The organism is Actinoplanes sp. NPDC049265 (genome assembly GCF_043197135.1).
In the GTDB taxonomy this organism is placed as follows: domain Bacteria; phylum Actinomycetota; class Actinomycetes; order Mycobacteriales; family Micromonosporaceae; genus Actinoplanes.
Genome location: NZ_JBICSP010000001.1, coordinates 981,519 through 1,002,270 on the forward strand (window position 1 = coordinate 981,519; position 20,752 = coordinate 1,002,270).

Genomic DNA, 20,752 nt, shown 5'->3' on the forward strand with positions numbered 1-20,752 from the left:
AGGTTCGGTGAGCGAGTCGGTTCGCGTCCTCATCGTGGATGACGATGCCCTGGTCCGCGCCGGGCTCACGATGATCCTGAACGGCGCCGCCGGGGTCACGGTCGTGGGCGAGGCGGCCGACGGCGCCGACGTGCCCGGTGCCGTCGCCGCCCACCGGCCCGACGTGGTGCTGATGGACATCCGCATGCCGCGCGTCGACGGCCTGGCCGCCACCGAGGCGCTGCGCGGCCGGCCCGAGGCGCCCGAGGTGATCGTGCTGACGACGTTCGACGCCGACGAGTACGTGCTCCGGGCGCTCCGGGCCGGCGCCAGCGGTTTCCTGCTCAAGGACACCCCGCCGGCCGAGATCCACCAGGCCGTGCGGCGGGTGGCGGCCGGCGAGGCCACGCTGTCACCACAGGTCACCCGGCGGCTGATCGCGCATGTGGCCGGCCCGGCCAACGGCGCCGGCCGCGAAGAGCTGGCCCGGCGCCGCCTCGACGAGCTGTCCGAACGGGAGCGTGAGGTCGCCCTGGCGGTCGGGCACGGCAAGTCCAACGCGGAGATCTCGGCCGAGCTGTTCATGAGCGTGGCCACCGTCAAGGCGCACGTGTCGCGCCTGCTGACCAAGCTCGACATGAACAACCGCGTGCAGGTCGCGCTGCTCGTCCACGACGCCGGCCTGGTCTAGCCGGTCGAAACCTGGTCGCGGCCGGCGGGCCAGGAGGCGAACTTCGTCTCCAGCCCGGGTTGATCACGACGCGTCGGTCGACGACCTGCTTCTGGTGTGCGGCCTGCAGACACGCTAGGACACGACGCGTCGGTCGACGACCTGCTTCTGGTGTGCGGCCCGCAGACACGCTAGGCGTGGCGCTTCTCGACCTTGGTCCAGCCGGTCCAGCCGCGTTCGGCGATCAGCTTGCGGATCCGCACGACGGCCGGGTGGGCGGCGTCGGCGAACGAGTCCATCAGAGCGATGAACATCTGGTCGGGCATCAGCTCGTCCTGACCGTCGAGCTCCCCCAGGGCCTCGGCCTTCTCGAACAGCCGGGTCATCAGATCGGCCGCTTCCAGCACGAACTCGTCGTTCTCCCAGTCGTCGCCGGCGCGGGCGGCGAGCCGGTAGAGGCTGACGATGTCGGGGTCGGCGAGCTGTGCCACCTTGTCGGCCAGGATCGCCGGGATCGAGTCGGGCCAGCGCGCCGCCATCAGGATGTAGGCGTCGCGCTCGGCCCCGATGACCGTCTCGGGCACGCCCAGCCCCCGCAGCCGGCCCAGGTAGTCGACCACCTCCGGGGGAACGGCCAGAGTGTCGGCCCGGGGGAGCAGCGCGATCCGGCGGCGGTTGTCCCGCAGGGCGCGGATCCGGTCCCGTAACCCGCGATCGATGTCGGCGATCGCCGCGGCGAACGTCTCCGGGTCGGCGTCGAGCAGCCCGCGGACCCGGACCAGCGGGACTCCGGCCTCGGCCAGGGTGCGGATCCGGACCAGACGCACGACCGCGGCGGCGTCGTACGACCGGTAGCCGGAAGTGTCGCGCCCGGGCTCGGGGAGCAGCCCGATCTGGTGGTAGTGGCGCACGGCGCGGATGGTCACCCCGGCGTACGCCGCCAGCTGTCCGATCGTCAGCATGGGTTCAGCCTGCCCGACGCCGGCGGTGCACGACATGGGCCAGGGCGTAGGCGATCCCGAGCAGGCCCAGGCACCAGGCCAGGGCGATCCACAGGCGGCCACCGACCGGCTGCCCGGCGAGCAGGTCGCGGGTGGTGTCGACGACGGCGGTGACCGGCTGGTTCTCGGCGAAGACGCGGACCGGGCCGGGCATGGTCCCGGTCGGGACGAAGGCCGAGCTGACGAACGGCAGGACGATCAGCGGGTACGCGAACGCGTTGGCGCCGTCGATCGTCCTCGCCGTCAGCCCGGGAATCACCGCGAGCCAGGTCAACGCCAGGGTGAACAGCAGCATGAGGCCGGTCACGGCGCACCAGGCCGGCACCCCGGCTCCGGATCGGAAGCCCATCAACAGCGCGACCAGCACGACCACGACCAGCGAGATCAGGTTGGCCACGAGCGAGGTCAGCACGTGCGCCCACAGCACGGCCGAGCGGGCGATCGGCATCGACTGGAACCGCTCGAAGATGCCGCCGCGCAGGTCGAGGAAGAGCCGGTACGCGGTGTACGAGACGCCTGACGCGACGGTGATCGGCAGGATGCCGGGCAGGAGATAGTCCACGTACGCGGCGGTGCCGGTCTCGATCGCGCCGCCGAGCACGTAGACGAACAGCACCATGATGGCGATCGGCATGACCGCGGTGGTGATGACGGTGTCGGGGCTGCGGACGATGTGCCGCAGGGAGCGGCCGAGCAGGGTGACGGTGTCGGTGATCATCGGATGTCCTCCCGCTGGTCGCCGACGACGGCGAGGAAGATCTCCTCGAGGGTGGGCTGCTTCTCGACGTACTCGACCCGGGCCGGCGGCAGCAGCTTCCGGAGCTCGGCCAGGGTGCCGTCGGCGATGAGGCGCCCGTGGTGGAGGATCGCGATCCGGTCGGCGAGCTGTTCCGCCTCGTCGAGGTACTGCGTGGCCAGCAGCACGGTCGTGCCGCGCCCGGCGAGCTCCCGGACGGCCAGCCAGACCTCGACCCGGGCCCGCGGGTCGAGCCCGGTCGTCGGCTCGTCGAGGAGGATCACCGGCGGGTCCCCGATCAGGCTCATCGCGAGGTCGAGGCGACGGCGCAGGCCACCGGAGTACGCCGACACCCGCCGCCCGGCCGCCTCGGTCAGCCCGAACCGGGCCAGCAGGTCGTCGGCGATCCGGCCGGGTCGGGGCTGGTGGCGCAACCGGGCGACCAGCGCCAGGTTCTCCCGTCCGGTGAGGATCTCGTCGACCGCGGCGAACTGTCCGGTCAGGCTGATCGACTCCCGGACGCCGGCGGCCTGCCGGACAGCGTCGAAGCCGTTGACCGTGGCCGTGCCCGCGTCCGGTTTCACCAGCGTGGACAGGATCCGCACGATCGTGGTCTTGCCGGCCCCGTTCGAACCGAGCAGCGCGAAGACGCTTCCGCGCGCCACCTCGAAGTCCACGCCGCGCAACACGTGCAGGTCCCGGAATGACTTCTCCAGCTGCCGTACCTGAATCATGGCGCCACCATGCCGGGTTGACGCTGCGTCAAGGTCAAGGGGCGCCGCACCATATGACTGATTCGCGGCAGATATCCGGGTAGCGTGACGCCATGCCGGTTGGTGCTGGGATCGTGCTGTCGCTGGTCGCGCCGCTGCTCGCCGTGCCCGCCGGGCCGGGCGCCGTCATCGTCGCCGACGACACGCGGGAGCCCTCGCGCAAGGTCTACGCCGTCCCCGAATCGGGCCGGAAGGCGCCGGCCCCGCGGGTGAGGGCCGGCACCCAGGCGGTCGGGGCCAGCCGGGAGTGGCTGGGGCTCAACGACGTGGAGGGCCGCTTCTACCGGAAGACCTACACGCTGCGGGCGGTCGGCGAGCACATCGAGGTCTGGGTCGCCGAGGACCTGGCGTTCCCGGCCGGGGACTGCCGCAAGGATCCCGTCGCGGTCACCGACGAACAGGTCGCGGGCCTGGTCCACGAGTTCGACACGGTGATCTACCCGCGCGAGACGGGCGCGTTCAGCGTCCCGGGCGACCGGGACGGCACCGATCCGCTGCTGGACGGCGACTTCACCGGGGACGGCGGGAAGACCGTCACGCTGGTCGACAACATCCGGGACGACAACTACCTCGACTTCCCCACCGCGTACACCTACATCGCGGGCTTCTTCTCCAGCCAGCTCAATGCCCTGGTCGACCGGAACGTCATGACCATCGACGCGTACGACTGGAAGCACCGCACCGGTGCCGGCCCGCCCGACGACGCCACCGGCGACCTGTGCACCAGCCGGCCGGCCAAGCCACACATGTACGAGGGCACCTTCGCCCACGAGTGGCAGCACCTGCTGCAGGGCTACACCGACCCGGCCGAGGAACTGTGGGTCAACGAGGGACTCTCCGACTACGCCCAGAGCCTGGTCGGCTACGTCGATGCCACCAGGGGCGTCTACCGGCGCGGCGCCGACACGCACCTGACCTGTTTCCAGGGATTCGGCAACGTCAAGACCGCCTACAACACCACACCCCGCGAGTGCGGCGGCCCGCAGAACTCCCTCAACCTGTGGAACGAGGGCAAGCCGGCCGAGGTGCTGGCCGACTACGGCATCGCCTACCAGTTCATGCTCTACCTGAAGGACCGGTTCGGCCCGGAGGTGCTGTCCCACATCCACCGCGACGGGAAGAACCAGGGCATCACCGGCGTCGCCGCGGCCCTGCCGGTGCCGTTCTACGACGTGCTGCACGACTTCCAGATCATGACCCTGGTCGACAAGCCGGTCGGCGACGGCGACCCGAGGTTCACGTCGGTGTCGCTGCGGTCGACGGTCAACCTCAGGAACCCGTCGGCGTACGAGCGGCCCGGCGCCGCCCCCAACGGCGCCGACTACATCCAGCTCCGGAAGCCGCTCAACGCCGTCACCTTCACCGGCGCCAAGACCCTGCCGCCGCGGAAGATGGCGTGGACGGTCAAGGACGGCGCGCTCTTCTCGGGCGACGCGAGCAAGACCGACGCCACGGCGGTGATCGCGGTCAACGTGCCGGCGGCCGACCCGCGGTTGCGGATCAGCACCAGGTACGGCGCCGAGAAGGACTACGACTTCGGGTACGTGACCGTCTCGGCCGACGGCGGCCGCACCTATGCCGCCGTGCAGGGCGACAACACCACGGCCGGCCCGCTGGGCCCGGGCGTCACGGGGGACACCGGTGGCGCGTTCGTCGCGCATTCGTACGATCTGTCGGCGTACGCGGGCAAGAGGGTTCTTCTCGGTTTCCGCTACGTCAGCGACGGTGCGGTGAACGAGGGCGGCTGGTACGTCAAGGACATCCTGGTCGGCACCCGGAGCATCGCGAGCGAAACGAAACTGTTTCGTTCATACACGCAGATCCGGCCGGTCGCGGTGCACCACTGGGAGGTCAGGCTGATCGGGATCACCGGGACCCGGTTCGTGCAGGTCCCGGTGACCGACTACGCGAAGGTGCGCGACTACGACAAGGTCGTGGCCGTGGTGGCGTACGACGAACCCACCGAAACGGTGACCCAGTACGCCCCATACACCCTCACGGTGTCCTAGCCGGCCAGAGCGGCTCCTCCGCGACGTCCTCGCTCACCTGCAACACCCGCAGCATGTTGTTGCCGGTGAGCTTCTCCAGGTCGTCCCGGCTCCAGCCCCGGTCGGCCAGCTCGGACAGCAGCCGCGGGTAGCCGGTCACGTCCTCCAGCCCCTCCGGCAGCGCGTCGGTCCCGTCGTAGTCGCCGCCCAGCCCGATGTGGTCGACGCCGGCGACGTCGCGGGCGTGCTCGATGTGGTCGGCGACCTGCGCGATCGTCGCCCTCGGCTGCGGGTTGGCGGCCAGCCAGCCGGCCAGCTCGGGTTGCGGCCGGGGCTGCGACGGCCCGGCGAACTCGGGCCTCGTCCCGGGCGCGGGCGCGGCCGGCCAGGCTTCCTCGCCGGCCGGCAGGCCCAGCCGTTCGGCCTCCTCGGTCCGGGCCGCGTACCAGGCCATGACCTCCTGCGACACGAAGATCGGCACGAACGTCACCTGCACCACACCACCGTTGTCGCGCAGCCGGGCCAGCACGTCGTCGGGCACGTTGCGGCGGTGGTCGTTGAGCGCGCGGGCCGACGAGTGGCTGAAGATGACCGGCGCGAAGGCCACGTCGAGGGCGGCGTGCATGGTCACCGGCGCGACGTGGGACAGGTCGGCCAGCACGCCCACCCGCTGCATCTCGCCGACGATGGCCCGGCCGGCGTCGGTCAGCCCGCCCACGGCCGGCTCCTCGGCGGCCGAGTCGGCCCAGGATGTGTTGTTGTTGTGGGTCAGGGTGACGTACCGGACGCCGAGGCGGGCGAACGAGCGGAGCACGCCCATCGAGGTGGCCAGGCTGTGCCCGCCCTCGATGCCGATCAGCGAGGCGATCCGCCCGTCGGCCCAGGCCCGGCGCACATCCCCCGCGGTGCACGCGATGGCCAGGTCGGACGGGTACGCCGCGACCATCCGGTAGACCGCGTCGACCTGCTCCATGGTCGCCACCACGGCCTCGGGCTCAGGCAGGACGGAGGGCACGTACACGGACCAGAACTGTGCGCCCACCCCGCCCGCGCGCAGCCGGGGCAGGTCGGTCTGCACGCCCGGCAGTTCCTGGTCCAGCCCTTCGACCGAGTATGAGCGCTGGGCCCGCAGTTGCATCGGCAGGTCGTTGTGCCCGTCGATCACCGGTGCGGCCCGTAGAACGTCGGGGACCAGTGGATTCATGCGTACTCCTCGCGGTCTTTGCGGTGTGATCGCAGCTTCGCACGACCTCCCCTTGAGGCTGCAACCGGCTGGCACCGCCACGGGCACTTACGGTGCACCGCCCGCACCGGAATCTCTTCTGCATGCCCGGCCGAACACACGGCCGGACAAGGCGGGGGGATATGAAATTGCGGTTCCAGCTTCGAAAGTCGATGTCCGTCCTGGCTGCCGTCGTGGGCGGCGCCGGGGTCGCGCTGGGCGTTCCGTCGGTGGCGGGGGCCGCCACCGGTGACGACCTGAAGATCGGTGCGGCCGAGGACACCTACACCTCGAGCGGCCGCAGGAACACCAGCTTCGGCGACGAGGACAAGCTGGTGATCGGCAAGCTGGACAACGACGTGAAGGTTTCCTACCTGAAGTTCGTCGTCCCGGCCGGCACGAGCGTCACCGGCGCCCGCCTCGAGCTGACCCCGGTCGGCGGAGTCACCGGCAAGGTCACGGTCAGCCGCGTGCTGACCAACGACTGGGCCGAGAAGACCCTGACCTCGGGCAGCGCGCCCAAGCTGGGCCTGGCCGTGGCGACCGCCGCGGGCGACGACATGAACTTCGACCTGGGCGCCGAGATCACCGGCCCGGGCACCTACTCGCTGGCCGTGCAGTCGTCCTCGACTTCCGACGTGACCCGCTTCCGCTCGTCGGAGAGCGGCCCGGGCGCGCCGGAGCTGACGATCACCACGGGCGAGCCGGCCGAGGAGCCTTCTCAGGAGCCGACCGTCGACCCGACCCCGGCCCCGGGGCCCACGCCGGTGCCGACCAAGCCGTCGAAGGACTGCCAGACCGACGCCAAGCTGGTGCCCAGCTGCGGCGTGATGTGGGGCGGGGCGGCCGGCGGGTTCACCGACGCGCCGCGCGACCAGGCCCTGATCGACTGGGAGAAGACCACCGGTCGCACGGCCACCATCTTCCACCAGTACCACAAGGGTGACGAGCCGTTCCCGACCAAGATGGAAATCGCCATGACGCGCGACGCCGACAAGCCGCGCGTGCTGCTGCTCAACTGGAAGATCGCGTACGGCACCACCTGGGCCAAGGTCGCGGCCGGCGAGCAGGACAAGCGCATCGACGCGTTCGCGGCGCGCGTGAAGGCGACGTACCCCGAGAAGTTCTTCCTGGCCCTGAACCACGAGCCGGAGAACGACGTGGTCGCCAAGGGCGGCTCGGGCTACGAGGCCAAGGACTTCGCGGCGATGTACCGGCACACCATCCTGCGCCTGCGCAGCAAGGGCCTCACCAACGCCATCAACGTCATGGCCTACATGGGCAACGAGAAGTGGATGTCGCAGTCCTGGTGGAAGGACCTGTACCCGGGCGACGACGTGGTGGACTGGATGGGCCTGGACTCGTACGTCTCGGCCGAGAAGGGCTACTACCACTACGGCATGTTCGCCGATCTGCTGGACCGCAAGGGCAACAACGGCCCGGGCTTCTACGACTGGGCGACCACCAAGCACGCCGGCAAGCCGCTGATGGTCGCCGAGTGGGGTGCCTACCACCGGATCGGCAAGCCGGCCGACAAGGCGCCGCAGTACAACAGCGTCCGCCCCGAGCTGGCCAAGCGCCCGCAGATCAAGGCGATCGTGCACTTCGACACCGAGCACGACGACGAGGGTGACCGCGACATCAGCGTCACCAGCACCAAGACCGGGCTGGCGGCGTTCCGGAAGCTGGCCGCGGACCCGATCTTCAACGTGAAGCTCAACCTCAAGTAAGGAACAGCACCGAGCTCACGAGCCGCCCGGCGGGCCTGCCGGGCGGCTCGTGCCGTGCCGGAGCCCGTCCATCAGCAGGTCGAGCAGGCGCGACGCCTGGGCCGGGTCGGCCGAGCCGGTGATGCCGCCCAGGCCGACCAGCACGTCCAGTGGCGGCATGTCGTCGCGGATGGTGCCCGCGGCCACGCCCGCGCCGATCAGCTCGGCCAGCGCGCCAACCAGGCGTTCCCGGCTGTGGGCGAAGGGATTGCCGCCCGAGGCGATCAGGGCCCGCAGCGCGTCGCCGAGGTCGCGCTTGGTGCTCATGTAGGTGACGTAGCGGTCCATCCAGGCGCGCAGGGCCGCGTCCGGCGGGCCGGCCGCGAGCAATTCGGGCACGGCGCCGACGATGCGGTCCAGCTCGTGCTGGTACGCGGCCGCGACCAGCGCGTCGCGGGTGGGGAAGTGTCGGTACAGGGTGCCGATGCCGACCCCGGCGGCCTTGGCGATCGCCTCCAGCGACACGTCGGCACCGTCCGTGGCGAAGGCCCGGACGGCCGCCGCGAGCACCTTGTCGCGGTTGCGTCGCGCGTCGGCCCGCAGCGGCCGGGTCATCGGTGTTCCCTTCTTCACAGAGCTGGCAAGTCTTCGCAGGGCGGGCGTACCGGAGGGTCCTCCGGTTCCTATGGTAGACGGAGACGCACCCGGACGCGGCGGCGGTCTCCGCCGGCGTACGTGCCCGGGAGTGCGCCGGCTCGGGCGCGAGTCGCCGCCCCTGTTCGCCCGGTAATCCTCAAGTGACCCCGGTCATGCCCGATCTCGGGTGATGACGAGCAGGTCGAGCGCGCGCTTGGGGAGGGGTGGGATGACGGTCCGGCGTACCGCAACCATGTCGATCCTGGCCCTCTTCGCGGCCGTCGCCGTCTGCCTGATCTCGGGCCTGGGCGGGGAGACCTTCACCCGCGACCTCTCGAACGTCGCCACCGTGCTCGCCGCCACCGCGGCCGGGCTCGCGTGCCTGCACAACGCGGTCACCCGGCCCGGGCGGATGCGGTGGGCCTGGATCGGGATCAGCCTCGGATCGCTGTCGTACGCCTGCGGCGAGGCGATCTGGACGTACGGCGAGACCATCCGCGGCGCCGCGGTGCCGGTCCCGTCCTGGGCCGACCTGTTCTACCTCGGCATGGTCCCGCTGACCGCGGCCGGGCTGCTGCTCGTCCCGGTCACCCGGCAGAGCGTCGCCAACCGGTTCCGCAGCATCGTCGACGGCCTGATGATCGCCGCGTCGCTGCTGCTGATCAGCTGGATCTTCGTGCTGCACCCGCTGCTGCGCTCGGGCGTCGACCCCGGCGCCGAGCTGTTCGTGCTGCTGGCCTACCCGGTCAGCGACATCGTCCTGATCACCGTGGTTCTCTACATGCTGGCGATGCTGCGCCGCGGCGGCCAGGACTGGGTGCCGTTCACGCTGATCGGGGCGGCGGCCGCGCTCCTCGGGGTGGCGGACAGCCTGTTCACCTTCTTCAGCCTGGACGACTCGTACCGCACCGGCGGGGTTGTCGATCTCGGCTGGCTGGGCGGGTTCGTGCTGATCCTGCTGGCCGCGCGCCGCCCCGCGCAGCCGGCCACCGCCGAGCACGGCGACGACCAGGCCGACCAGCAGCCGTTCGCGATGGTCGTCCCGTACGCCGCGGTCGTCGTCGCCCTGCTGATCAGCGTGGTCGAGTACGCCCTGACCGGGCCGGACGCGTTCGTCACCTGGACCCGTTCGGCGCTGATCCTGCTCATCGTGTGTCGGCAGATCCTCACGTTGCTGGAGAACCGGGCGTTGCAGAAGCGCCTCGAGGACCGCGTGGCCAGGCGCACCGCCGAACTGCAGGCGCGGGAGAACCGGTTCCGGGCCCTGGTGCAGCAGAGCTCCGACTCGGTGGCGGTGATCGATCGGGACACCACGATCCGGTACCAGAGCGAGTCGGTCGAACGGATCTTCGGGTTCACCGCCGCCTCCCTCCTCGGCGTCCGGCTCGCCGAGGTCGTCGGGCGGCGTACGGCGGCGCAGCTCGAAGCCGCGATCGCCGTGGTTCTGGACCGGCCGCTGGCCACCGTGGTGGTCGAGACGATGCTGCCGCACGCCGAGGGCGGCCGGCGGCATGCCGAGGTCACCATCACCAACCTGCTGCACGACCCCACGGTCAATGGGCTGGTGCTCAACACCCGCAACATCCACGAGGCCAAGGAACTGCAGGACCAGCTGGTCCACGAGGCGTACCACGACACCCTGACCGGGCTGGCCAGCCGCGCGCTGTTCCGCGAGGAACTGGACGCCGCGGTCGACGACGTGGCCATCCTCTTCCTCGACCTGGACGGCTTCAAGGAGGTCAACGACAGCCTCGGGCACGCCGCCGGCGACCAGCTGCTGGTCCAGGTGGCCGGCCGGCTGCGCGGCTCGGTGCGCGACGGCGACACCGTGGCCCGGTTCGGCGGCGACGAGTTCGCGGTGCTGGTCGACTCGGTGACCGCGACGGCCGACGCCGTGGCGCTGGCCGAGCGGATCATCGCCGCGCTGGCCGAGCCGTTCCTGGTCGGCGGGCGCGACCTGCACGTCGGCGCCAGCGTCGGGATCGCCTCGGCCGCCGACGCGGGCGACGTCTCGCAGCTGCAACGCAACGCCGACCTGGCCATGTACAAGGCCAAGGCGGCCGGTGGCAGCGGGTTCGCGGTGTACGACCCGGCCATGCACGACCAGCTCGTCGAGCGCCTGCAGCTGGAGGCCGACCTGCGTCGTGCCCTGGAACGCGACGAACTCACCCTGCACTACCAGCCGACCGTCGAGCTGGCCACCGGCGAGATCACCGGCTTCGAGGCGCTGGTCCGCTGGCAGCACCCCGAGCGGGGGATCGTGTCACCGCTCGAATTCATCGGGATCGCCGAGGCCACCGGCCTGATCGCGCCGCTCGGCCGCTGGGTGATGGCCGAGGCCTGCCGCCAGGCGGTGGCCTGGGGCGCGGGTACCACCCGCCGGCTGAAGATGGCGGTGAACGTCTCGGTTCGCCAGTTCGACCACTGCGACCTGGCCGAACTGGTGGCCGGGGTGCTGGCCGAGACCGGGCTGCCGGCCGACCAGCTGTGCCTGGAGATGACCGAGAGCGTGGTGCTGACCGAGACCGACGAGAACCTGGCCCAGCTGCAGCGGGTCAAGGCGCTCGGTGTCACCCTGGCGATGGACGACTTCGGCACCGGGTACTCGTCGCTGGCGTACCTGCGGCGGTTCCCGATGGACGTCCTCAAGATCGACCGTTCGTTCGTCGACCGGCTGGGCGGCGATGACGAGGATGTCGCCCTGGTGCGGACCATCGTGCGGCTGGGCCAGAGCCTCGGCATGCAGACGGTGGCCGAGGGCATCGAGAACGCCGTGCAGCTGTCTTCGCTCTGCGAGATGCAGTGTGACTTCGCACAGGGGTACTACCTGTCCCGTCCGCTACCGGCCCCGGCCGCCGGGGAAATCTTGGCTGCCGGGATACCCGCCGTTATCCACAGCTAGGACCCGTCTCGAATCAAGTCCCCGGGCGCATCAACCGCGACGGAATTTGAGACAGGTCCTGAGGGCGGCCCGCTCGGATTCGTGCCACGATGGGCGCGAGAGTCCGGGTTCCAACGCGGGAGTGTCAAAGCACAATGAGCGATCACGTTTCCGACAGCGCCGAGTGGCACGCAGTCCAGGCCCTCGCGGAAAAATTCTCCGCGGTGCACCTGCGTGAGCTGTTCGACAGCGATCCGGCGCGCGGTGAAAAGCTCACCGGCCAGGTCGCCGATCTGTATGTGGACTACAGCAAGAACCTAATCACCGACGAGGTGCTCACCGCCCTGGTCGCGCTGGGCGAGAAGGCCCAGCTGCGCGAACGGACCGCCGCTATGTTCGCCGGCGAGCACATCAACGTCACCGAGGACCGCGCCGTGCTGCATACCGCTCTGCGCCTGCCGCGTGACGCCACGCTGGTGGTCGACGGGCAGGATGTGGTGGCCGAGGTGCACGAGGTCCTCGACCGGATGGGTGACTTCAGCGACAAGGTGCGCTCGGGCGAGTGGCTCGGTGCCACCGGCCAGCGCATCCGCACCGTGGTCAACATCGGCATCGGCGGTTCCGACCTCGGGCCCGTGATGGCCTACGAAGCGTTGCGGGCCTACGCCACGCCCGAGATCGAGTGCCGGTTCGTGTCGAACATCGACCCCACCGACCTCTACGCCAAGACCCACGACCTCGACCCGGCCACCACCCTGTTCGTGATCGTGTCCAAGACCTTCGGCACGCAGGAGACGCTGACCAACGCCACCGAGGCCCGCAACTGGCTGCTCGGCCAGCTCGGCGGCGACCAGTCGTCGGTGGCCAAGCACTTCGTCGCGGTCAGCACCAACGCCGACAAGGTGTCCGCGTTCGGCATCGACACGGCCAACATGTTCGGCTTCTGGGACTGGGTCGGCGGCCGATACTCGCTGCCCTCGGCGGTCGGCCTGTCGGTGATGATCTCCATCGGCCGCGAGCAGTTCGCCGACCTGCTCGGCGGCTACCACGCCGTCGACGAGCACTTCAAGAGCGAGCCGATCGAGCGCAACGTGCCGGCGCTGCTCGGCCTGCTCAACGTCTGGTACGACACGTTCCTCGGCGCCCAGTCGCACGCGATCCTGCCGTACTCGCAATATCTGCACCGCTTCGCCGCCTACCTGCAGCAGCTCACCATGGAGAGCAACGGCAAGTCGGTCCGGCTCGACGGCTCGCCGGCCAGCTTCCAGACCGGCGAGGTCTTCTGGGGCGAGCCCGGCACCAACGGTCAGCACGCCTTCTACCAGCTGATCCACCAGGGCACCAAGCTGATCCCGGCCGATTTCATCGGATTCAGCCAGCCCAACCACGACATCGGCGGCATGCACGACCTGTTCATGTCCAACTTCTTCGCCCAGACCGCGGCGCTGGCCTTCGGCCGCACGCTGGAGCAGGTGCAGGCCGAGGGCACGGACCCGGCCGTCGCCCCGCACCGGGTGATGGCGGGCAACCACCCGACCACCACGATCGTCGCCGACAAGCTCACGCCCAGCGTGCTCGGCCAGCTGATCGCCCTGTACGAGCACATCACCTTCACCCAGGGGACGGTCTGGCAGATCAACTCGTTCGACCAGTGGGGTGTCGAGCTCGGCAAGGTGATGGCCAACCAGCTCGCGCCCAAGCTGACCGACTCCGCCACGCCGGCGGCCGACCGCGACAGCTCCACCAACGCGCTGATCACCCGCTATCGTGCGGCGCGTGGCCGTTGATTCGCTAGCGTTACGCCTGCACAGCCTGCTGCTCCGGGACCACCCCGGTGTACGTCCGACCGACGTCGCCGGGGTGGTCCGCTGGTTCGGAGCGATGCAGGCACAGGACATGGCGTCCGCGCTCTGGTCGCTGGGTGCGCGCTTGCCCGGCTGGACGTCGGTCGCGGTCTCGGCCGCGCTGGAGGACCGTTCGGTGGTCCGCACGTGGCCGATGCGCGGCACCGTCCACCTCGTCCCGTCGGCCGACGCACAGTGGATGCTCGCCCTGATGGGGGTGCGGGCGCTGGCCGGGGTGGCCAAACGCCGCGAGATCATCGGCCTGTCCGAGGCCGCGGCCGAGCGCGGGGTCGCCGTCCTGGGCGAGGCGCTCGCCGGTGGCGGCCGGATGACGCGGGCCGAGTGTCTGCGCACGCTCACCGAGGCGGGCGTCGACGTGAGCGGTCAGCGGGGCTACCACATGCTCTGGTACGCCAGCCAGCAAGGCGTGACGGCCATCGCCCCGCACGTCGGCAAGGAGCAGACGTTCGTGCTCCTCTCCGACTGGGCGCCGTCGTCCGCCACGCCGGACCGCGCGGAGGCGCTGGGCATCATCGCGCTGCGGTACTTCCGCTCGCACGGTCCGGCCACGGTCGCCGACCTGGCCCGGTGGACGGGCCTGACCGTCCGCGACTGCCGCGCGGGTGTCGCCGCGGCCGGGGACGCGCTGGCCACCGCCGACGGCCTGACCGTCGACGCGGCGTTGCGTGACTTCTCGCCGCCGGTGGTCGACGACTGGCTGGCGCTGCCCGGCTTCGATGAGTACATGCTGGGCTACAAGGACCGCTCGCTGATGCTGTCCGACCCCGATCACCTGAACGCGGTCGTCCCCGGCGGCAACGGCGTCTTCCAGGCCACCGTCGTGCGGGCGGGCGTGGTCGTGGCGACGTGGAAACGTACCCTCCGCTCCTCGTCCGTCGTGGTCGAGGTTCAGCCGCTCGACCGCATCAAGGCCGGCGACCGCAAACACGTGGCCGCTGCTCTCCAGCCGTACGCCGACTTCCAGGAGCTGACCCTCGATGTCCGATGGCCCTGACGCCACGTGGCACCTTCCCGGCCGGACCCTGACCGCGGCGGCCGGCAGCGTGACCGGCAACCGCTGACAACGCCACCGCGATCCTGATCACCGCCCCTTGACCGTTGACACGTGCGCCATCCACGATGGGGATCGATAGCCATCAATAGGATGGGGTGGGCGATGCTCAAGCGTGTGTTTCTCCTGGTCATGGCGGCGGTGCTGGTGATCGCGGGTGCGCCCGCCCCAGCCTCGGCCGCACCGGCACTGGCCGCCGGACGGTCGGCGATCTACGGTGGCGGCCCCTTCTACAGCGGCGGCCAGGCGGTCATGGACAACCTGCGGTCCTCCGGCTTCACCACCGTCGTCCTGTGGGCCATCCACGTCCGGGCCGACACCGGAGACCTGTGGCTCAACGACATCCGGATCATCGCCAACGGCCAGTACGTCGGCGACCCGGCCTGGGCGTCCCGGCTCGCCACCCTGAAACAGGCGCCCACGTCGGTCAACCGCATCGAGGTCTCGGTCGGGTCGGCCGGCCCCAACGACTGGGGTGCGATCAAGACCCTGATCGAACGGGACGGCACCGGGTCGGGCAGCGTGCTCTACCGCAACTTCCAGGTGCTGCGCACGATCACCGGCGCCGACGCCATCAACGACGACGACGAGCAGCAGTACGACCTGACCACGACGACCGCCTTCGCCAACATGGTCATCGGGCAGGGATTCAAGTTCACCTTCGTCCCGTACACCAACATGGCCTTCTGGCGCAGCCTCAAGACCAACCTCGGTGCGGCCGTCGACCGCGTCTACCTGCAGGCGTACGCGGGCGGGGCCGGCAACGACCCGGCCACCTGGACCCAGCAGCTGGGCCTGCCGGTCGACCCCGGCCTGTGGAGCCGGCACGGCGGCGGCTGCGCGAGCGGCGACAGCCCCGCCACGGTCGAGAGCCGGATGCGCGGCTGGGTCACCTCGGCCGGCATCCGGGGCGGCTTCATGTGGCTCTACGACGACATGCAGGCCTGTTCCGCACAGGGCACCCCGGCCCAGTACGCGGCCGCGGTCAACAACGGCACCAGCTCGGGCTCGGTGCCGCTGCCGTCCGGCACCAACGTGGCGCTGAACCGCACGGCCACCGGCTCGGCGCCGTGTGGTTCCACCGAGACCCCCGCGAAAGCCGTCAACGGCAGCGTGTCCGGCGGCAACGCCGACAAGTTCTGCACGCTCGCCGCGACCAGGCAGCTCCAGATCGACCTGGGCTCGAGCCGATCCCTGACCGGCTTCGTGGTCCGGCACGCCGGCGCCGGTGGCGAGTCCGCCGCCTGGAACACCCGCGACTACGACATCAAGGTCTCGGCCGACGGCACCACCTGGACGACGGTGGTGCAGGCCCGCGGCAGCACCGCCGACGTGACCAGCCACATCAATGCCGCGACGGGCCGCTACGTCCGGCTCGACATCGTGACCGCCGAGCAGTCCGGCAACGGCGCCGCCCGCATCTACGAGTTCGAGGTCTACGGCTGACCCGGCGTGGTCACGGAACAGCCCGGCACTGTGTGGGCCGGGCTGTTCCGTGTTCTGGACGCGAGCCGGTCAGCGCTCGAGCCCGGCCCGGTCGACCTTGCGGTGGAAGCGCATCCCGGCCAGCCCGCCCAGGATGGCGCCGACGAGCGCCGCGATCAGGCCGATGACCAGCGCGACGACGCTCCCGGCGGTGGCATCGTCACCGCCGACCGGCAGGCGGGGGAAGCCGCCGACCCGGTCCAGCACGTCGTACTGGTCGCCGAGCACGGCCACGGCCACCGCCACCAGAACCGCGATCACGATGGCCCAGATCCACACGGCCACGCCCTGCCGGGCACCGTTGAACCGGGCCATCCGCCCGGCCACGTAGCCGCCGCAGTAGTACGAGATCAGCAGCACGATCAGCAGCGTCAGGCCGCCGGCGACACCGAGCTCGCCGGCGTTCTGACCGACCTCGGTCCGCGCCTCGGTCAGGTTGGTGCGGGTGGCCACCCCGACGGCGGCGCCGGCGGCGAGCAGCAGGGCGGTGAGGATGACCGCGGTGCCGGTGGCGGTCAGCCACCCGAAGAACGCGGAACCCCACTTGATGCCGCCGTACCGTTCCTTCTCCCGCGCCACGACGGAGGCCCGGTCGACCGGCGCGACCCGATCAGCGTCGGCCGGCCGATCGGTCCGGTCGGTATCGAGCGTGTGGCGGCCGTGCCCGGCACGGTCGGTCGCGGCGCGGTCGGCCACCGGGTGGTCGGAGGCGGTGCGGTCGGCCACCGGGTGGTCGGTCGCGAGGCGATCGGTGGCGCTTCGGTCTGTCGCGGTGCGGTCGTTGGCGGTGCGGTCGGCGGGCACCGCGGCGGCGCTGGTGTCGTCGCCGCCGGCCGGGGTAGCCGCCGCTCCCCGGCGGGGGACGTTGCTGGATTCGCTGGAAACGCTCATGATCACTCCAGGTGGAGGACGAACTCAGAGCATTCCCGTACGCCTATGTCCTAAACGTCGGGGCCAGGCTCCCGGAGCAGGATCTGCCGGTGGTCGCCGAAGCCGTTGCGCAGGTAGAAGTCGACCGCGCGGCGGCCGGAACGGACCGTCACGTGCAGCAGACCACGAGCACGCGCCTCGGCCCGGCCGGGAAGGCCGCTCGTGCCTCGGTCGTGACCTCCCGCAGATCCGCGAGCGCCGTGACGTCGCGATGCCGCCCATCGGCACGATCATCCCGCGGAGTCTAGGGAAAACGTGGTGTGGGTGAGGGCCTCGGACACCTCCCAGAGCCGTTTCGCGGCATCGTCGTCGAGCGCGTCGCGGGACGGCTTCTCGAGAGTCGCCGGTCCGCGTACGCCGAACCGGCCGGGACCCGAGAAGCTGGCGCCGGGCACGTCGCCCAGGGTGGCCAGCAGGGTCGGCCGGGCTCCGTCCTCCGCGCTCTGGGCCAGCAGCCGCGTTCCGGCCGCGAGGGCGCGGTCGAGGACCGGCCGGCCGGTGGTCATGGTGAATCCGGTGGCGGCCCAGCCCGGATCCGCGGCCGTGGCCAGGACCGGTGAACCGGCGGCGGTCAGGCGGCGCTGGAGTTCCCGGGTGAACAGCAGGTTGGCCAGCTTCGTCCGGCGGTAGGCGTCGAACGGCCGGTAGGGCTGCCGTTCCCACCGCAGGTCGTCGAAGTCGATGGGCGTGCGATGGTTGCGGGAGGACACCGTGACGACCCGCCCGGTGATCCGGGCCAGCAGCCGGTTGGTGAGGGCGAAGTGCCCGAGATGGTTGACGCCGAACTGGCTCTCGAAGCCGTCGGTGGTGAGCCGCCGGGTGGCAGTCATGAAGCCGGCGTTGTTGATCAGGTAGTCGATCGGGCCGTCGACCGCGGCGGCGAAGTCGCGTACCGAGTCCAGCGACCCGAGGTCGAGCGGGCGGGACTCGGCGTGGGGGCCGATCTCGGCGGCGGCCGCGCGGCCGCGGGCCTGGTCGCGTACCGCGAGGATGACCCGCGCGCCGTTGGCGGCCAGGGCGGCCGCGGTGGCCTTGCCGATGCCGCTGCTGCCGCCGGTGACGATGGCGGTGCGGCCGGTCTGATCCGGGATGTGCATGGTCATCGCCCGGCCCAGAAGTCCGTGAGCATGCGGGCGGCCCGGGCCGGGTCCTCGAGCATCCACCAGTGGCCGAGCCCGTCCAGGTCGGCGGCGTGGGCACCGGCCCGGCGGGCGGCGCGGTGGCGGAGGGCGACGCTGCCGACGGTGAGATCGCCGGTGGCGACCGGGACCAGACCGGGCCGGGCCGCGGCCGCCGCCAGGTCGCGTCCCCGTTCGGCCAGCGTGTTCTCGGGCACCGAGCGGTACAGCGACAGGATGGCCCGGCCCATCTCGGGGCCCTGCCCGAGGGCCACCTCACCGGCCGCCGGCGCCGGGATGCCCCACGCGATCATCCGCGCCGTGCGTTGCGCCGCGTCGCCCGCGAAGGTCTCCTCGATGTGGCGTTCACCGGCGCCCGGCGTCTGCCAGAGCTTGGCGATCTCGTGCCAGGTGAAGTCCGGCTCGTACCCGCCGATGGTGTCGCTGACCCAGCTGCGCACCAGGTCGGGGCGGGCCATCGCGGCCTCCAGCACGTACCCGCCGCCGAAGTCGTGCCCGACCAGGTCGGCCGGGGTGTCCAGCCGGGCCAGCTCGCCGATGAGCCAGTCCCGGTAGCCGAGGAAGGTGGCGCCGAAGCCGGCGGGGAGGGGTGCGCCGAAGCCCGGCGGTGAGAGCCGGACCACCTCCGGCCTCAGGGACGCGGGCAGCTCGCCGATCAGGGGCGCCCAGACCGCGGAGGTCACCGGGACGCCGTGGACGAAGACAATGGTCATACCGGCAATGACAGCAACGGGTCGGTGCCGCCGTCCAAGACCAGTCTCGCACCCCGTCATGTCGGAAACGCATAACGCGGGACTAGTGTGGGGTGATGCTTCCCGATCTGGATCTGCGACTGGTGCGGTACTTCACGGTCGTCGCCGAGCAGCTCAACTTCGCCCGCGCGGCCGAGGAACTGCGTGTCGCCCAGCCCTCGCTGAGCCGGCAGATCCAGCGTCTGGAGAACTCGCTCGGCGTGCGTCTGCTGGAGCGCACCACCCAGGGCAGCCGCCTCACCGCGGCCGGCGCGGCGTTCCTGCCCCAGGCCCAGCGCCTGCTGCACGGCGCCCAGCAGGCCGTCCGGGCCGCGGTGGCGGCGGCGCCGGCCCGCACGATCACCGTCGGGTACGCCGACGACCTGGTCGTCACACCGGCCGTACGCAACCTGCGCCACCGCTTTCCGGACGCGCACGTCCGCACCCGTCACCTCGCCGCGCAGGACGCCGCCACCCTGCTCGACCGGCGGGTCGACGCCCTGGTCACCCGCACCCCGCTGCCCGTCCCGGCCGACGACCTGCGGGTCACCGTCCTCTACGAGGAGGAAAGGGTCCTGCTCGTGTCCGCGTCGCACCCGTTCGCCGGGAAGGACACGGTGACGGCCGGCGACATCGCCGCCGAACCGCTGGTGGGCTGCACCGGGATGGGCCCGGAATGGACCACTTTCTGGCGCCTCGAACCTCGGCCGGACGGCGAACCCGCCCGTCTGGGGCCGGCCCTGGCCGAGACGTACGAGGACAAGCTCGAGGCCATCGCCGACGGCACCGCCATCGCCGTCGTCCCGGCCGGCGACCGCCGCCACACCCTGCGCCCCGACCTGGTCACCGTGACCCTCGACGGCATCGAGCCGTGCCAGGTCGTCGTGGCCACCCGTGCCGCCGACACCAACCCGCTGGTCCCGGAGTTCGTGCGGTCAGCGCGGGAGCTGGTGCTACCCGAGGCGGCGTAGGAAGTAGCGGCGTCGGGGGTCGCCCGCGCCTCGCGATCGGCCGCGGCGCCCGGCCGGGAAGTCGGCGCCGGTCGGTGCGATGTTCTCGTCGGCGCTAATCAGCAGCAGGAGCGCATGGGGTCCTCCTTTCTGGTTCAGCATCAGGACGAACGGGCGACACCGGCGCGGACAGTTGTCCTGCGGCCCGCCGCTTGTTCGTCTAGAGGGCATGGAGAAGATCACCTCAGCCGACGGCACCTCGATCGCATACCTGAAGGACGGGTCGGGTCCGGCGATCGTGTTCGTCGGCGGCGCGTTCAACGATCACACCCGGCTGGCGCCGCTCGCCGCGGTCCTGGCCGGCGACCACACGGTCGTGACCTACGATCGCCGCGCCCGCGGCCAGAGCGGCGACGGTCCGGCGTACGCCATCGAGCGCGAGGTCGAGGATCTGGCCGCGCTGCTCGAGATGCTGGGCGGGCACGCCTCGGTGTTCGGGTTCAGCTCGGGCGCCGTGCTCGCCCTGCGGGCCGCCACCGAGTTGCCGATCGACCGCCTCTTCCTGTTCGAGGCGCCGTTCGTCGCGGGCGCGCCGGATCTCCCGGCCCGGCTGCAGGAGCTGGTCGACCGGGGTGCGCCCGGCGAGGCGGTGGCCCTGTTCCAGCGGGAGGCCATCGGGTTGCCGCCGGCGGTGATCGAGCAGATCAGGCAGTCGCCGATGTGGCCTGGCCTGGTGGCGATGGCCCAGGCGACGGTCTACGACGCGATCATCACCACCACCCTGGCCCGGCCCACGCCGGAGATGACCGCGGTGACGATGCCGACCCTGGTCATGGTCGGGGCCGGCACGATGCCGAAGTTGAAGGAGTCGGCCGGTCTGCTTCCGTTCGGCGAGCACGTCGAGGTCGCGGGCGGCGTCAACCACGACATCCCGGTCGAGGAGACGGCCCGGCTCATCCGTACTGTTAAGAACCCTTGATATTTATTGTCATCAGTATGACGATGT

The 20,752-nt window shown here is 71.1% G+C and carries 17 protein-coding genes; 9 read left to right on the forward strand and 8 right to left on the reverse strand.

The features are described from left to right. The first annotated feature begins 7 nt into the window (after positions 1–7). On the forward strand, positions 8–670 hold the full coding sequence (locus tag ACGFIO_RS04780; RefSeq protein ID WP_392822059.1) for a response regulator: 663 nt from the start codon (positions 8–10) through the stop codon (positions 668–670). A gap of 170 nt (positions 671–840) precedes the next feature. On the opposite strand, the gene ACGFIO_RS04785 is transcribed toward ACGFIO_RS04780, so the two are convergent. From ACGFIO_RS04785 to ACGFIO_RS04795, 3 genes are read right to left on the reverse strand one after another with little or no spacing between them, the layout of a single operon-like run. Further along, on the reverse strand, positions 841–1,611 hold the full coding sequence (locus tag ACGFIO_RS04785; protein ID WP_392822061.1) for a MerR family transcriptional regulator: 771 nt from the start codon (positions 1,609–1,611) through the stop codon (positions 841–843). Between the two features lie 4 nt (positions 1,612–1,615). Further along, positions 1,616–2,368: an ABC transporter permease gene (locus ACGFIO_RS04790; RefSeq protein WP_392822063.1), complete on the reverse strand. Its 753-nt coding sequence runs from the start codon at positions 2,366–2,368 to the stop codon at positions 1,616–1,618. Continuing rightward, positions 2,365–3,120, reverse strand: coding sequence for an ABC transporter ATP-binding protein (locus ACGFIO_RS04795; RefSeq protein ID WP_392822064.1), 756 nt, complete (start codon positions 3,118–3,120; stop codon positions 2,365–2,367). Before ACGFIO_RS04795 ends, ACGFIO_RS04790 begins: the two co-directional genes overlap by 4 nt. Positions 3,121–3,212: 92 nt before the next feature. Here ACGFIO_RS04795 and ACGFIO_RS04800 point away from each other — a divergent pair, with 92 nt between their 5' ends. Continuing rightward, positions 3,213–5,168 (forward strand): peptidase M6 immune inhibitor A, encoded by a 1,956-nt coding sequence (locus ACGFIO_RS04800; RefSeq protein WP_392822067.1) that lies wholly within the window; start codon positions 3,213–3,215, stop codon positions 5,166–5,168. Here the strand turns inward: ACGFIO_RS04800 and ACGFIO_RS04805 are convergent. Next, the gene (locus ACGFIO_RS04805; protein ID WP_392822069.1) at positions 5,155–6,351 is read right to left on the reverse strand and encodes a dipeptidase; all 1,197 of its coding nucleotides are present in this window, start codon (positions 6,349–6,351) and stop codon (positions 5,155–5,157) included. The genes ACGFIO_RS04800 and ACGFIO_RS04805 overlap by 14 nt on opposite strands. A 161-nt stretch (positions 6,352–6,512) precedes the next feature. Here ACGFIO_RS04805 and ACGFIO_RS04810 point away from each other — a divergent pair, with 161 nt between their 5' ends. Then, the gene (locus ACGFIO_RS04810) at positions 6,513–8,099 is read left to right on the forward strand and encodes a DNRLRE domain-containing protein (RefSeq protein WP_392822072.1); all 1,587 of its coding nucleotides are present in this window, start codon (positions 6,513–6,515) and stop codon (positions 8,097–8,099) included. A gap of 15 nt (positions 8,100–8,114) precedes the next feature. On the opposite strand, the gene ACGFIO_RS04815 is transcribed toward ACGFIO_RS04810, so the two are convergent. Continuing rightward, positions 8,115–8,693, reverse strand: a complete 579-nt coding sequence (locus tag ACGFIO_RS04815) for a TetR/AcrR family transcriptional regulator (protein WP_392822073.1) — start codon at positions 8,691–8,693, stop codon at positions 8,115–8,117. Between the two features lie 250 nt (positions 8,694–8,943). On the opposite strand from ACGFIO_RS04815, the gene ACGFIO_RS04820 reads away from it, so the two are divergent. From ACGFIO_RS04820 to ACGFIO_RS04835, 4 genes are all read left to right on the forward strand, one after another. Beyond that, positions 8,944–11,616 carry a putative bifunctional diguanylate cyclase/phosphodiesterase gene (locus tag ACGFIO_RS04820; RefSeq protein WP_392822075.1) on the forward strand — a complete coding sequence of 891 codons (2,673 nt, stop codon included), beginning with the start codon at positions 8,944–8,946 and terminating at the stop codon, positions 11,614–11,616. 134 nt (positions 11,617–11,750) lie between these two features. Beyond that, positions 11,751–13,382: a glucose-6-phosphate isomerase gene (pgi, locus tag ACGFIO_RS04825; protein ID WP_392822077.1), complete on the forward strand. Its 1,632-nt coding sequence runs from the start codon at positions 11,751–11,753 to the stop codon at positions 13,380–13,382. Then, a complete protein-coding gene (locus ACGFIO_RS04830; RefSeq protein WP_392822080.1) occupies positions 13,372–14,454 on the forward strand; it encodes a winged helix DNA-binding domain-containing protein in 1,083 nt (360 codons plus the stop codon). Before pgi ends, ACGFIO_RS04830 begins: the two co-directional genes overlap by 11 nt. Before the next feature lie 162 nt (positions 14,455–14,616). Next, positions 14,617–15,957 carry a discoidin domain-containing protein gene (locus ACGFIO_RS04835; protein WP_392822082.1) on the forward strand — a complete coding sequence of 447 codons (1,341 nt, stop codon included), beginning with the start codon at positions 14,617–14,619 and terminating at the stop codon, positions 15,955–15,957. Positions 15,958–16,026: 69 nt separating this feature from the next. On the opposite strand, the gene ACGFIO_RS04840 is transcribed toward ACGFIO_RS04835, so the two are convergent. From ACGFIO_RS04840 to ACGFIO_RS04850, 3 genes are all read right to left on the reverse strand, one after another. Beyond that, the gene (locus ACGFIO_RS04840) at positions 16,027–16,887 is read right to left on the reverse strand and encodes a hypothetical protein (protein ID WP_392822084.1); all 861 of its coding nucleotides are present in this window, start codon (positions 16,885–16,887) and stop codon (positions 16,027–16,029) included. Between the two features lie 269 nt (positions 16,888–17,156). After that, on the reverse strand, positions 17,157–18,029 hold the full coding sequence (locus tag ACGFIO_RS04845; protein ID WP_392822086.1) for an oxidoreductase: 873 nt from the start codon (positions 18,027–18,029) through the stop codon (positions 17,157–17,159). Beyond that, positions 18,026–18,778 carry an alpha/beta fold hydrolase gene (locus ACGFIO_RS04850; RefSeq protein ID WP_392822088.1) on the reverse strand — a complete coding sequence of 251 codons (753 nt, stop codon included), beginning with the start codon at positions 18,776–18,778 and terminating at the stop codon, positions 18,026–18,028. Before ACGFIO_RS04850 ends, ACGFIO_RS04845 begins: the two co-directional genes overlap by 4 nt. A gap of 95 nt (positions 18,779–18,873) precedes the next feature. Between ACGFIO_RS04850 and ACGFIO_RS04855 the strand changes: the two genes are divergently transcribed. Next, positions 18,874–19,767, forward strand: a complete 894-nt coding sequence (locus ACGFIO_RS04855) for a LysR family transcriptional regulator (RefSeq protein WP_392822091.1) — start codon at positions 18,874–18,876, stop codon at positions 19,765–19,767. 208 nt (positions 19,768–19,975) lie between these two features. Then, positions 19,976–20,725 carry an alpha/beta fold hydrolase gene (locus ACGFIO_RS04860; RefSeq protein WP_392822092.1) on the forward strand — a complete coding sequence of 250 codons (750 nt, stop codon included), beginning with the start codon at positions 19,976–19,978 and terminating at the stop codon, positions 20,723–20,725. Positions 20,726–20,752 lie beyond the last annotated feature (27 nt).